The organism is Nocardioides sp., assembly GCF_004803405.1.
GTDB lineage: Bacteria > Actinomycetota > Actinomycetes > Propionibacteriales > Nocardioidaceae > Nocardioides > Nocardioides vastitatis.
In genome coordinates, this window is the sequence record NZ_SSXI01000067.1 from 1 (window position 1) to 12,616 (window position 12,616).

The 12,616-nt window shown below is 70.0% G+C and carries 11 protein-coding genes and 1 pseudogene; 9 read left to right on the forward strand and 3 right to left on the reverse strand.

Features of this window, described 5'->3' with window-relative positions; translation table 11 throughout:
* The 9 genes from E7Z54_RS04835 to E7Z54_RS04875 form a co-directional block, all read left to right on the forward strand.
* A partial coding sequence (locus E7Z54_RS04835) for a molybdopterin-dependent oxidoreductase (RefSeq protein ID WP_168798168.1) occupies window positions 1-779 on the forward strand: 779 nt, incomplete at its 5' end.
* Window positions 776-2,074, forward strand: a complete 1,299-nt coding sequence (gene nuoH / locus E7Z54_RS04840; protein ID WP_136431888.1) for an NADH-quinone oxidoreductase subunit NuoH — start codon at window positions 776-778, stop codon at window positions 2,072-2,074. The genes E7Z54_RS04835 and nuoH, both read left to right, overlap by 4 nt.
* The gene (nuoI, locus tag E7Z54_RS04845; RefSeq protein ID WP_136431889.1) at window positions 2,067-2,678 is read left to right on the forward strand and encodes an NADH-quinone oxidoreductase subunit NuoI; all 612 of its coding nucleotides are present in this window, start codon (window positions 2,067-2,069) and stop codon (window positions 2,676-2,678) included. Before nuoH ends, nuoI begins: the two co-directional genes overlap by 8 nt.
* Window positions 2,675-3,535 (forward strand): NADH-quinone oxidoreductase subunit J, encoded by an 861-nt coding sequence (locus E7Z54_RS04850; RefSeq protein ID WP_136431890.1) that lies wholly within the window; start codon window positions 2,675-2,677, stop codon window positions 3,533-3,535. The genes nuoI and E7Z54_RS04850 overlap by 4 nt, the downstream gene beginning before the upstream one ends.
* The gene (gene nuoK, locus E7Z54_RS04855) at window positions 3,532-3,825 is read left to right on the forward strand and encodes an NADH-quinone oxidoreductase subunit NuoK (RefSeq protein ID WP_136431891.1); all 294 of its coding nucleotides are present in this window, start codon (window positions 3,532-3,534) and stop codon (window positions 3,823-3,825) included. Before E7Z54_RS04850 ends, nuoK begins: the two co-directional genes overlap by 4 nt.
* Before the next feature lie 13 nt (window positions 3,826-3,838).
* Window positions 3,839-5,785 carry an NADH-quinone oxidoreductase subunit L gene (gene nuoL, locus E7Z54_RS04860; protein ID WP_136431892.1) on the forward strand — a complete coding sequence of 649 codons (1,947 nt, stop codon included), beginning with the start codon at window positions 3,839-3,841 and terminating at the stop codon, window positions 5,783-5,785.
* Entirely contained in the window at window positions 5,785-7,398 is a 1,614-nt protein-coding gene (locus E7Z54_RS04865) for an NADH-quinone oxidoreductase subunit M (RefSeq protein WP_136431893.1), read from the forward strand. The genes nuoL and E7Z54_RS04865 overlap by 1 nt, the downstream gene beginning before the upstream one ends.
* Entirely contained in the window at window positions 7,398-8,999 is a 1,602-nt protein-coding gene (gene nuoN / locus E7Z54_RS04870) for an NADH-quinone oxidoreductase subunit NuoN (protein WP_136431894.1), read from the forward strand. The genes E7Z54_RS04865 and nuoN overlap by 1 nt, the downstream gene beginning before the upstream one ends.
* Before the next feature lie 5 nt (window positions 9,000-9,004).
* Window positions 9,005-10,003 carry a polyprenyl synthetase family protein gene (locus E7Z54_RS04875; protein ID WP_240769519.1) on the forward strand — a complete coding sequence of 333 codons (999 nt, stop codon included), beginning with the start codon at window positions 9,005-9,007 and terminating at the stop codon, window positions 10,001-10,003.
* 13 nt (window positions 10,004-10,016) lie between these two features.
* On the opposite strand, the gene rarD is transcribed toward E7Z54_RS04875, so the two are convergent.
* The 3 genes and pseudogenes from rarD to E7Z54_RS04890 all read right to left on the reverse strand — a co-directional run.
* Entirely contained in the window at window positions 10,017-10,925 is a 909-nt protein-coding gene (gene rarD, locus E7Z54_RS04880; RefSeq protein ID WP_136431895.1) for an EamA family transporter RarD, read from the reverse strand.
* Between the two features lie 58 nt (window positions 10,926-10,983).
* Window positions 10,984-12,111 (reverse strand): 2-oxoacid:ferredoxin oxidoreductase subunit beta, encoded by a 1,128-nt coding sequence (locus E7Z54_RS04885; protein ID WP_136431896.1) that lies wholly within the window; start codon window positions 12,109-12,111, stop codon window positions 10,984-10,986.
* Window positions 12,108-12,616, reverse strand: a pseudogene (locus E7Z54_RS04890) (2-oxoacid:acceptor oxidoreductase subunit alpha); the annotation flags it as partial. The pseudogene E7Z54_RS04890 and the gene E7Z54_RS04885, both read right to left, overlap by 4 nt.

Here is a 12,616-nt window from a genome sequence, read left to right on the forward strand (position 1 = left end):
AGGCCGAGGGCCGCGACGCCGACGCGATCGTCGCCGCGCTCGCGGCCGGCGAGCTGAGCGGCCTCGTCGTCGCGGGCGTCGACCCCGACGACACCGCTGACCCGGCCGCCACTCGTGCCGCGATCGAGGCCGCCGGGTTCGTCGTCGCCTTCGACCTCCGCGCCACCGAGGTCACCGACGCCGCCGACGTGGTCTTCCCCGTCGCTCCCGTCACCGACAAGTCCGGCAGCTTCGTCAACTGGGAGGGCCGCGTCCGCTCCTGGGACGCCGCCCTGCGCAACCCCGCCTCGCTCCCGGAGCTTCGTGCCCTCGCCGGCATCGCGGAGCAGCTGGGCACCCCCCTCGGCTTCAAGACCGTCGAGGAGGCCCGGGCCGAGCTCCAGCAGCTGGGACCCTGGGACGGGGCCCGGTCGACCTCCCTCGAGGCGGTCCCGCAGCGACCCTCGCCCGACCGGAGCACCGGGGAGCTGGTCCTGGCCACCTGGAAGCAGATGATCGACAACGGACGGATGCAGGACGGCGACAAGTTCCTGAAGGCCACGGGTCGCACGCCGGTCGCCCTCGTCTCTCGCGCCCTCTACGACGAGCACGGACCCACGATCAGCCTCACCGGGGACCGTGGCTCGATGACCCTTCCCGCCGAGATCGCCGACGACCTCGTCGACGGCGTGGTCTGGGTGCCGGCCAACTCCGTCGGCAACGGCGTGCTGGCCGACCTCGCCTCGCCGGGCACGACGGTCACCATCACCGGAGGTATGGGCGAAAGGGGCACCGCGTGAACACCGGCCTGGACGCGTTCGGCCAGGACCCCTGGTGGGTGATCGGCCTCAAGACGCTGCTGATCTTCCTGGTCCTGGTCCTGCTGACGCTCTTCAACATCTGGCTGGAGCGCCGGGTCGTGGCCCGGATGCAGCACCGGATCGGACCCAACGTGCACGGTCCGTTCGGCCTGCTGCAGTCACTCGCCGACGGGGTGAAGCTGGCCTTCAAGGAGGACCTGATCCCGAAGGCGGCCGACAAGGTGGTCTTCGTGCTGGCGCCGGTGATCGCCACGGTGCCCGCGTTCGTGACCTTCAGCGTGATCCCGTTCGGCCCCGAGGTGAACTTCTTCGGCGAGCGCACCCCGCTCCAGCTCACGGACATGCCGGTCGCGGTGCTGTTCGTGCTGGCCATCGCCTCCATCGGCATCTACGGCATCGTCCTCGGCGGATGGTCCAGCGGGTCGACGTACTCGCTGCTGGGCGGACTGCGGTCGAGCGCGCAGATGATCTCCTACGAGGTCGCGATGGGCCTCGCGTTCGTCTCGGTGTTCATGTACGCCGGATCGATGTCCACCAGCGAGATCGTCGCCGCGCAGGACGACCTCTGGTTCGGCCTGATCCTGCTGCCGTCGTTCGTGATCTACCTGATCTCGATGGTCGGCGAGACCAACCGCGCACCGTTCGACCTCCCGGAGGCCGAGGGCGAGCTGGTCGGCGGCTTCCACACCGAGTACTCCAGCCTGAAGTTCGCGCTGTTCTTCCTCGCCGAGTACATCAACATGGCCACGGTGGCCGCCCTCGCCACGACGCTGTTCCTCGGCGGCTGGCACGCGCCGTTCTGGATCGACGAGGTCTGGGCGGGTGCCAACCAGGGCTACTGGCCGGTGCTGTGGTTCTTCGGCAAGGTCATGTTCTTCATCTTCATCTTCATCTGGCTGCGCGGGTCGCTGCCCCGTCTGCGCTACGACCAGTTCATGGCGTTCGGCTGGAAGCGGCTGATCCCCATCGCGCTGGCGTGGATCATCGCGGTCGCCACGATGCGGGCCGCCCGCAACGAGGGCGTCTTCGACGACGGACTCGCCCAGGACCCGCAGTTCTGGATGATCTCGATCGGCGTCGTGCTCGCCGTACTGCTGGTCACGTTCCTGATCCCGGAGAAGCAGGAGGAGGCCCCGGCCCGCGCGTTCCCGCCGCGCGCCGGCGGCTACCCGGTCCCGCCCATGCCGGCGGGTGGTCCGGTGCAGGGTGCGGCCGCGCCGCTGGTGTTCCACTCCGACGTCCACACCGACACAGAGGTGAGCAGCAATGGCTGAGCAGAAGGGACCCTCGCTCAAGGAGCAGCTGTGGGACCCCGTCGCCGGGTTCGGCGTGACCTTCAGGACGATGTTCCGCAAGGTCGTCACCGAGCAGTACCCGAAGGAGAAGCTGCCCACCGCGCCGCGGTTCCACGGCCGACACCAGCTGAACCGCTGGCCCGACGGCCTGGAGAAGTGCATCGGCTGCGAGCTGTGCGCATGGGCCTGCCCCGCCGACGCCATCTACGTCGAGGGCGCCGAGAACAGCAAGGACCCCGACGGCTCGGGCCGGTTCTCACCGGGTGAGCGCTACGGCCGGGTCTACCAGATCAACTACCTGCGCTGCATCCTCTGCGGGCTGTGCATCGAGGCGTGCCCCACCCGCGCGCTGACGATGACCAACGAGTACGAGCTGGCCGACGACAGCCGGAGCAGCCTGATCTACGAGAAGTCCGACCTGCTCGCCCCGCTCCTGCCCGGGATGGAGCAGCCGCCCCACCCGATGCTGCTCGGCGACGACGACCAGGACTACTACCGCGGCGACTTCAAGCCCACCGACCCGGCCGCCCCGGCGGGTCCGACCGCACCTCCGACCGCCCAGGGCAAGGAGACCCTCGCATGATCGCGTTCTGGGTGCTCGCACCGATCATGGTGCTCGCTGCGCTCGGCATCCTCTTCGTGCGCAAGGCGGTGCACGCGGCGCTGCTGCTGGCGGTGGTCATGATCAGCCTCGCCATGCTCTACGCCGTGCTCGAGGCGCCCTTCCTGTTCGCCGTCCAGATCATCGTCTACACCGGCGCCATCCTGATGCTGTTCCTGTTCGTGATCATGCTGGTCGGGGTCGACGCCTCGGACTCGCTGGTGGAGACGATCAAGGGCCAGCGTGCGCTCGCGTGGCTGGCCGGCCTGGCCTTCGCCCTGGTGGCGGTCGTCGGCCTCGCCCAGCTCACCTTCGGCTCGGCTGTCGGGCTCGAGGAGGCCAACGGGGAGAGCAACGTGAAGGCGCTCGCGAACCTCCTGTTCTCCCGGTACGTGTTCGCGTTCGAGGTCACCAGCGCGCTGCTGATCACCGCCGCCGTCGGCGCCATGGTGCTGGCCCACCGCGAGCGGCTGACGCCGAGACGCACCCAGACCGATCTCGCCGCGGAGCGCGTTCGCGCGTACGCCGAGACCGGCGCACACCTCGGACCGCTGCCCCCTCCGGGTGTCTACGCCCGCCACAACGCCGTCGACACCCCGGCTCTGCTGCCCGACGGCAGTCCCGCCGCGGCGTCGGTGTCCCGGGTGCTCGCCGCCCGCGGCACCATGAAGCCGACCGGCCTGCGCGACATCGACGAGGTCACCGCGCAGCTCGGCTCCGACGCCGAGCACCGGCCCGAGCTCACGCCGGAGACGAGTGGCAAGTCCGCCGCCACCGGCTCCACGGTTGCGCAGCAGCGGGGGAGCGAAGCGACCGACCGCACGGAGGGCGAGGCATGACGGAGTACATCATCCTGAGCGCGATCCTCTTCACGATCGGCTCGATCGGCGTCCTCACCCGGCGCAACGCGATCGTCGTGTTCATGTGCGTCGAGCTGATGCTCAACGCGTGCAACCTGGCGTTCGTCGCCTTCGCCCGCCAGCACGGCAACCTCGACGGCCAGATCGCGGCCTTCTTCGTGATGGTCGTCGCCGCCGCCGAGGTCGTGGTGGGCCTGGCGATCATCATGACCATCTTCCGGACCCGTCGCTCGGCCTCGGTCGACGACGCGAGCCTGCTGAAGTTCTGAGGAGAGCACCCAGATGACCGCACTCTCCGCGCTGGCGGTGAAGGCTGCCGAGACGCACGTCCCGGTGGTCGACCCGACCACCGCCGACGGTCCCTTCGTCCTGCTCTGGTCGATCATCGCGCTCCCGCTGGCCGGTGCCGCCGTGCTGCTGCTCGGCGGCAGGGCCACCGACAGGTGGGGGCACCTGCTCGGCACGGCGACCTCGGTCGGGTCGTTCGCGGTCAGCCTGGTGCTCTTCATCGCCCTGCTCGGCCGTGACGAGTCCGACCGCCAGGTCTCCCAGCACGTCTACGACTGGATCGAGGCCGGCGGTCTCCACATCGGGGTCGACCTGCTCTACGACCCGCTGTCCGCTCTGTTCCTGCTGCTGATCACCGGTGTCGGCTCGCTGATCCACGTGTACTCGATCGGCTACATGGAGCACGACCCGCGACGGCGCCGGTTTTTCGCCTACCTCAACCTGTTCGTCGCGGCCATGCTGATGCTGGTGCTGTCCGAGAACTACGTCGGACTGTTCCTCGGGTGGGAGGGCGTCGGCCTGGCGTCGTACCTGCTCATCGGCTTCTGGCAGCACAAGCCCTCGGCGGCCGCCGCGGCCAAGAAGGCGTTCGTCATCAACCGGGTCGGCGACATGGGCCTGGGCCTGGCGATCTTCCTTCTGTTCGTCACCTTCGGTACGACGAGCTTCAGCGCGATCAGCGCGGCCGCTCCCGGCGCCACCGAGACGACCTTGAACTGGATCGGCGTGCTCCTCCTGCTCGGTGCCTGCGGCAAGTCGGCACAGGTGCCCCTCCAGGCCTGGCTGCTCGACGCGATGGAGGGCCCGACGCCGGTCTCCGCGCTGATCCACGCGGCCACCATGGTGACCGCCGGCGTCTACCTGATCACCCGCTCGAACTTCGTGTTCGAGCTCGCCCCGGCCGCGCAGACCGCCGTGGTGATCGTGGCCACGGTGACGCTCCTGTGGGGTGCGATCATCGGCTGCGCGAAGGACGACATCAAGAAGGCGCTCGCCGGCTCCACGATGAGCCAGATCGGCTACATGATGCTCGGCGCGGGCCTCGGCGTGGCGGGCTACGCGTTCGCGATCTTCCACCTGCTGACCCACGGGTTCTTCAAGGCCAACATGTTCCTGGGCGCCGGCTCGGTCATGCACGCGATGGACGACGACGTCGACATGCGTCACTACGGCGCGCTCCAGAAGATGCTGCCGGTCACCTTCCTGACCTTCGCGATGGGCTACCTCGCGATCATCGGCTTCCCCGGGTTCTCCGGGTTCTGGTCGAAGGACAAGATCATCGAGACCGCGCTGGTCGAGAACTGGCTGGTCGGCGTCTGCGCGCTGCTCGGTGCCGGCATCACCGGGTTCTACATGACCCGGCTGATGCTGATGACGTTCTTCACCGAGAAGCGCTGGGCGAAGGACGCGCACCCGCACGAGAGCCCCGCGGTGATGACCGTCCCGCTGGTCGTGCTCGCCGCGTTGTCGGTGCTCGGCGGCCTGATGCTCGCCGGGAACTGGATCGTGGACTGGCTCAGCCCGGTCGTCGGCCACGCCGAGCACCACGAGCCGCCGATCCCGGCGATCCTGATCACCCTGCTCGTGGTGGCCGTCGTGGCGGCTGGTGCCGCGCTCGCCTGGTTCCTCGTCGGCAGGCAGGACGTGCCACGCGAGGCGCCCGCGGACGTGTCGTTCGCGACGAAGGCTGCGCGCGCCGACCTCTACGGGGATGCGATCAACGACGGTCTGGTCGTACGGCCCGGCGTCGTGCTGGTCGATGGGCTCGTGGCGGCCGACCGCTCCGTCGTGGACGGCGCGTTCGACGGTGGCTCGTCGTTCCTGGCCGGCACCGGACAGGCGCTCCGGCGGCTGCAGACCGGATACGTCCGCTCCTACGCGCTGTCGGTGCTCGCCGGCGCTGTCATCCTCGTCGTGACCCTGGTGGCGGTGAACCTCTGATGGACAACTTCCCGATCCTCAGTGTCCTGGTGTGGCTGCCGCTCGTCGGCGCCGTCGCCGTCGCGCTGATGCCGTCCGCGCTCAGCAAGGTCGCCGGCCTCGGCGTCGCCATGGCGACCCTCGGCGTGGGTGCGGTCGTGGCGATCTCCTACGAGCTCGACGCCGGCCGCCAGCTTCGCGAGGAGCACGAGTGGATCGAGGCGTTCGGCGTGCACTACGCGCTCGGCGTCGACGGGCTCGGCCTGCTGATGGTGCTGCTCACGGTGCTGCTCGTGCCACTCGTCCTCGTCGCCGAGTGGGTCAAGGCCGACGACCCCAAGGGCACCGGGGCGAAGGCCTTCGTCGCCTGGGCGCTGGCCCTGGAGGGCCTGGCCCTGGCGGTGTTCTGCGCCACCGACGTGTTCTTGTTCTACGTCGTCTTCGAGGCCACGCTGATCCCGGCGTACTTCCTGGTCGGTGGCTTCGGTCGTGAGGGTCGCGGTGCGGCCGCCCTGAAGTTCCTGATGTTCCAGCTCGCCGGCGGCCTCATCCTCCTCGCCGCGGTGATCGGGCTCTACGTCGTCTCCGCGCAGCAGGGGGCGCCGTCCTACCTGCTCTCGGACCTGGAGCAGCTCGACATCGGGACCGACGCCGGACGCTGGCTCTTCTTCGGCTTCTTCATCGCGTTCGCGATCAAGGCGCCGCTCTTCCCGCTGCACACCTGGCTGGCGGACACGACCGAGAAGGCGACGCCCGGAACCGGCGTGCTGCTCGTCTGCATCCTCGACAAGATCGGCACCTTCGGGATGATGCGGTTCTGCCTCGGCATCTTCCCGGAGGCCTCCCAGTGGGCCACGCCGCTGGTGATCGTGCTCGCCCTGATCTCCGTGGTGTACGGCGCGCTCGTGGCGATCGGGCAGGACGACGTGTTCCGCCTGATCGGTCTCACCTCGCTCAGCCACTTCGGCCTGATCACGCTCGGCGTGTTCGCGCTCAGCAGCCAGGGCGGCACCGGGGCGGTCCTCTACATGGTCAACCACGGGCTGGCGACGGCTGCGCTGTTCCTCACCGCGGGCTACATCTACGACCGCCGCGGCACGTCGCTGATCAGCCAGATGGGCGGTCTCGAGAAGGTCGCGCCGGTGCTTGCTGGACTCTTCCTGGTCGCCGGCCTCGCCACGCTGGGCCTGCCGGGGCTCTCGCCGTTCGTCAGTGAGTTCCTGGTCTTCGTGGCGGCCTTCGACTACGCCTGGTACGTCGGCGCCATCGCGGTGACCGCTGTCGTGCTCTCCGCGATCTACGTGCTCTGGTTCTACCAGCGTGCGATGACCGGACCCTCGCCCGAGGGCCTGCTGGAGAGCACGGGCGAGCTGCCGCCCGGCACGGACCACACGGACCAGGCCCACGGCGCCACTGCCGTCGCCACCAGGCCGATGACCGACCTCGGCGTGCGCGAGCTCGTGGCCGTGGTGCCCCTGACCGCCGCGATGGTGCTGTTCGGCTTCTATCCCGCACCGCTGCTGGATGTGAGCAACCCGATGGTGGCGGACCTGATGGAGCACGTCGGCATCCAGGACGACGAGCCGGTCGTCCCGCCCGGAGACCACGAGGCTGAGGAAGGGGAGTCGCACTGATGGACTTCACCAAGCCCGAGCTCGAGTACGCCGAGCTCCTCCCGCTCTTCATCGTCTTCGGTGCCGCGTGCGTCGGGGTGGTGCTCGAGGCGTTCCTGCCCCGGGAGCAGCGCCGCCTTCCGCAGGTCGTGCTCTCGATGCTCGCCGTGGTCGGTGCGCTGGTGGCGACGATCGTGGTCGGCACCGACCTCGAGCGGCACACCGGGCTCGACGGCTCGAGTGCGCTCGGCCTGGTGGGCGCCGAGGGCAGCATCGTCGTCGACGGGCCGACGATCTACCTGTGGGCGCTGATCCTCGTCTTCGCCATCGGCGGGGTCGCGCTGTTCGCCGAGCGTCAGCTCGAGGGCGGCGTGTCCGGGTTCACCGGCCAGGCCGCGGCGCTTCCCGGCACCGACACCGAGCGCGAGGCGTCCACGCGGGGGCTGGAGCACACTGAGGTCTACCCCCTGCTGCTGTTCGCGGTCGGCGGGATGCTGCTGTTCCCGGCCTCGGGGGACCTGCTGACGATGTTCGTCGCGCTCGAGGTGCTCTCGCTGCCGCTCTACCTCCTGTGCGGGCTCGCGCGCCGTCGCCGCCTGCTCAGCCAGGAGGCGGCGATGAAGTACTTCCTCCTCGGCGCCTTCTCCTCCGGCTTCTTCCTGTACGGCGCCGCGCTGGTCTACGGCTACGCCGGGTCGGTCTCGTTCGCCGGCATCAACGAGGCGGTCCGCGCCGGATCGGCCAACCACGGCCTGCTCCTCGCCGGGATCGCCCTGCTGGCGGTCGGCCTGCTGTTCAAGGTCGGTGCCGCCCCGTTCCAGGCCTGGACCCCGGACGTCTACCAGGGCGCGCCCACCGCGGTCACCGCCTTCATGGCCGCCGGCACGAAGGTGGCCGCCTTCGGCGCGCTGCTCCGCCTGCTCTACGTCGCGTTCGGTGGCGAGCGCTGGAGCTGGGTGCCGATGCTCTGGGTCGTCGCCATCGCCTCGATGGTCCTCGGCGCGGTGCTCGCCGTCGTCCAGAACGACGTGAAGCGGATGCTCGCCTACTCCTCCGTCGCGCACACAGGCTTCCTGCTGACCGGCGTGCTCGGCGTGCAGAGCGCGGGCGAGCTGGCCGAGGGGCAGTACTCCTCGCTCGAGGGGGTGCTGTTCTACCTGACCACCTACGGCTTCGCGATGATCGGCGCCTTCGCGATCGTGACGCTCGTCCGGGACGCGGGCGGCGAGGCCACCCACTACGACCGGTGGGCCGGGCTCGGCCGCACGTCGCCGCTGGTCGCGTTCGCGTTCGCGTTCTTCCTGCTGTCCATGGCCGGGATCCCGCTGACGGCCGGGTTCATCGGCAAGTGGGCGGTCTTCACCTCGGCCCTGTCCGCGGGCGCCTGGCCGGTCGTCCTGGTCGCGATCGCGTCGAGCATCGTGGCGGTCGCCTTCTACGTTCGGCACATCCGGCTGATGTTCTTCACCGAGCCGCACCCCGACGGCACCGGAGTCGTCACCCAATCCTCGCTGCTCACCTCCGGCACCGTCGTGGTGTGCCTCGCGGCGACCCTGGTGCTCGGAGTACTGCCGGGGCCGGTTCTCGATCTGGTGACGAGTACGGGAGACTTCATCAGGTGAGCCCCGTGTCTCCCGCCGAGCTGGCCCTGCCGATCGTCGACGCCGCCCTCGCGGATCGTCTCCGCAGCCGGATGGCCACGGTGGAGGAGGCGCTCTTCGAGCACGCGTCCAGCCGGGCGCCGTACGTCACCGCGGCGGCGCGGCACCTGCTCGCCGCCGGCGGCAAGCGGTTCCGCCCGCTGCTGGTGCTGCTGGCCGCCGAGGCCGGGCCGCGCCCCGACGCGGACGAGGTGCTCACGGCGGCCTGCGTCGTCGAGATCACCCACGTGGGTTCGCTGTACCACGACGACGTGATGGACGAGGCCGACCTGCGCCGCGGCGCCGACTCGGCCAACTCGCGCTACGACAACCTGGTGGCGATCCTGACCGGCGACTTCCTGTTCGCCAAGTCCTCCGAGCTCACCGCGCAGCTGGGCCCGGATGCGGTGCGCATCCAGGCCGAGACGTTCACCCGGCTCGTCGAAGGACAGATCCTCGAGACCGTGAAGCCCGGGCCCGACGAGGACCCGCTGCAGCATTACCTGGACGTGGTGGCCGGCAAGACCGGCTCGCTGATCGCGACCTCGGCCCGGTACGGCGCGCTGTTCTCCGGTGCGGCGCCCGAGGTGGTCGAGGCCCTCACCCAGTACGGCGAGCTCGTGGGCACCGCGTTCCAGCTGTCCGACGACATCCTCGACATCGCCTCGGAGACCGAGGAGTCCGGCAAGACGCCCGGCACCGACCTTCGCGAGGGGGTTCCGACCCTGCCGGTGCTGCTGGCCCGGGCGTCGCAGGACCCGGACGACGGGCGCCTGCTGGAGCTGCTCGACCAGGACCTGACCGACGACGCCCTCCACGCGGAAGCCCTCGACCTGCTGCGCAAGCACCCCGCCCTCGCCGAGGCGCGCGATCACGTCGTCGCGCGCGCCCAGGAGGCCAAGAAGCTCCTCGTGGTGCTGCCCGAGGGCTCGGTGCGCGCCGCGCTGGAGTCCTTCGCCGACGTGGTGGCGGTGCGCTCGGCCTGAGCTCGGCGGCGAGCTACACCGCGCTGGCCTCCGCCGCGAGGCCGAGCTGCCGCCGGCGGGTGCGCAGCGCCTCGGCGGTGAAGACCACCAGCGCCAGCCACACCAGTCCGAACCCGACCCACCGCCCGGGCGGCATGTGCTCGCCGAGGAGGGTCACCCCGAGCGCGAACTGCAGGATCGGCGCGAGGTACTGCAGCAGGCCCAGCGTCGTCATCGAGACCCGCGTCGCGGCCGCGCCGAAGCAGAGCAGGGGGATCGCGGTGACCACTCCGCTGGCCAGCAGCAGCGCCACGTGGCCGAGGCCCTGGTCGGCGAAGTGTGCTTGGCCGGCCATGCCCAGCCAGACCAGGTAGCTCGCGGCGATCGGGACCAGCACGGCCGTCTCGAAGGTGAGGCTCTCGATGGCGCCGACGCCCGCCGACTTCTTGGCCAGCCCGTAGGTGCCGAACGAGAAGGCGAGCACCAGTGCGATCACCGGTGGCCGCCCGTAGTCGAGGCTGAGTACGAGGACGGCGACGAACCCGATCCCGAGCGCGACCCATTGGGCGGGCCGGAGCTGCTCACGCAGGATGATCACCCCCATCAGCACCGTCACCAGCGGGTTGATGAAGTAGCCGAGCGAGGTCTCCACCACGCGGTCGCTGTTCACGCCGTAGATGTAGGTGCCCCAGTTGACGCTGATCGTGATCGCCGCGGCCGTCAGCAGGAGCACCTTCCGGCGGTCCCGCAGGACGGCGCGCAGAGCCGTCGTACGACGGAGGAGCACGACCAGGGCGACGGTGACGACGAGCGACCACACGACGCGGTGCGCGAGGATCTCCACGGCGCGGCTCGGCTCGAGCAGCGGCCAGTAGAGCGGGAACGCGCCCCAGATGACGTACGCGGCGACGCCCAGCAGAAAACCGCGTTTGGCATCGGGCACGCTGCGAGGTTAGCGACCGGGGACGACGGGCCACTAATCCTTCACGCGGGCCGCCGCCTCAGTCGATGGTCCAGGTGTCGCCGGCGCCGATGAGCGACGCGAGGCGGTCCTCCGGGGTACCGCCGCCGGCACTCGCGGCCTCGACGGCCGAGCTGACCTGGGCGCGGGCCTGGTCGTCGTACGTCGGGCGCTCGACCTGGCGGAAGATGCCGATCGGCGACCGGTTGAGGTAGCCCGCGTCGGTGAGTCGCGAGATCGCGAACGCGGTCGAGGGGTCGGGGTGGTGCGCGTCGTGGACCAGCACCTGCTCGAGCGGCACCGAGGCGGTCTCCACGACCTCCACGCCGCCGCCGGCCGCCTGGACCAGGGCCTTGTCGCCCAGCCCGGTCGCCTCGTCGCGAAGGCCGAACGTGACCGGCTGATCGTGGACCAGCGGGATGATCGCGTGGTCCTTGGTATCCCGGTCCTTGATCGCGTCGAACGCGCCGTCGTTGAAGATCGGGCAGTTCTGGTAGATCTCCACGAACGACGTGCCGCGATGGGCAGCAGCGGCGGAGAGCACCGCGGTGAGGTGCTTGCGGTCGGAGTCGATGGTCCGGGCCACGAAGGTGGCCTCGGCCCCCAGTGCCAGCGAGACCGGGTTGAACGGGTGGTCCAGCGAGCCCACCGGGGTGGACTTGGTGACCTTGCCGACCTCCGAGGTGGGTGAGTACTGGCCCTTGGTGAGGCCGTAGATCCGGTTGTTGAACAGCAGGATCGTCATGTTGACGTTGCGGCGCAGGGCGTGGATCAGGTGGTTGCCGCCGATCGAGAGCGCGTCGCCGTCTCCGGTGACGACCCACACCGACAGGTCCTCGCGGGCGGTGGCGATCCCGGTCGCGATCGACGGCGCACGGCCGTGGATCGAGTGCATGCCGTAGGTGTCGAGGTAGTACGGGAACCGGCTGGAGCAGCCGATGCCGGAGACGAACACGATGTTCTCGCGGCGCAGGCCGAGGTCGGGCAGGAACGACTGCACGGCCTTGAGCACCGCATAGTCGCCGCATCCGGGGCACCAGCGGACCTCCTGGTCGCTGGTGAACTCCTTGGCGGTCTGCGGTCCGTCGGCCGACTCGTACCGGGGCACCGACTCGGTGCCGGTGCGGAGCTGGGGGGTGGGCAGCGCAGCGCTGGCTGGGGTGCTCATCTGCTGGGAACCTCCTCGTGGTCGGACGGCGGGTTGAGGCCGTGCTCGCCGAGGTCGACGTCCTTGCCCTCGGCTTCGCCCACGAGCTGGCCGACGGCCTCGGCGAGCTCGGCGGCCTTCAGCGGCAGGCCGTAGACGTGGTTGTAGCCGATGGCGTCGACGAGGTACTCCGCGCGGAGCAGCTTGGAGAGCTGTCCGAGGTTCATCTCCGGGACCAGCACCCTGTCGTACCGCTTGAGGATGTCGCCGAGGTCCTTGGGGAACGGGTTGAGGTGGCGCAGGTGGACCTGCGCGACGTTGTAGCCGGCGCGGCGGACGCGGCGGCAGGCGGCGCCGATCGGGCCGTAGGTGGAGCCCCAGCCGATCACCAGCACCTTGGCCTCCCCGGAGGGGTCGTCGACCTCGAGGGGTGGGAGCGAGTCGGCGATCCGCTCGATCTTGGCCTGCCGGATCCGGACCATGTAGTCGTGGTTGGCCGGGTCGTAGGAGATGTTCCCGTGGCCTT

What these genes read in the sequence shown, in the direction of transcription:
- E7Z54_RS04850 (WP_136431890.1), top strand. Translation starts at nt 2,675, where the DNA reads ATGATCGCGTTCTGGGTGCTCGCACCGATCATGGTGCTCGCTGCGCTC.
- E7Z54_RS04885 (WP_136431896.1), bottom strand. Translation starts at nt 12,111, where the DNA reads ATGAGCACCCCAGCCAGCGCTGCGCTGCCCACCCCCCAGCTCCGCACC.
- nuoK (WP_136431891.1), top strand. Translation starts at nt 3,532, where the DNA reads ATGACGGAGTACATCATCCTGAGCGCGATCCTCTTCACGATCGGCTCG.
- nuoI (WP_136431889.1), top strand. Translation starts at nt 2,067, where the DNA reads ATGGCTGAGCAGAAGGGACCCTCGCTCAAGGAGCAGCTGTGGGACCCC.
- nuoL (WP_136431892.1), top strand. Translation starts at nt 3,839, where the DNA reads ATGACCGCACTCTCCGCGCTGGCGGTGAAGGCTGCCGAGACGCACGTC.
- E7Z54_RS04865 (WP_136431893.1), top strand. Translation starts at nt 5,785, where the DNA reads ATGGACAACTTCCCGATCCTCAGTGTCCTGGTGTGGCTGCCGCTCGTC.
- nuoN (WP_136431894.1), top strand. Translation starts at nt 7,398, where the DNA reads ATGGACTTCACCAAGCCCGAGCTCGAGTACGCCGAGCTCCTCCCGCTC.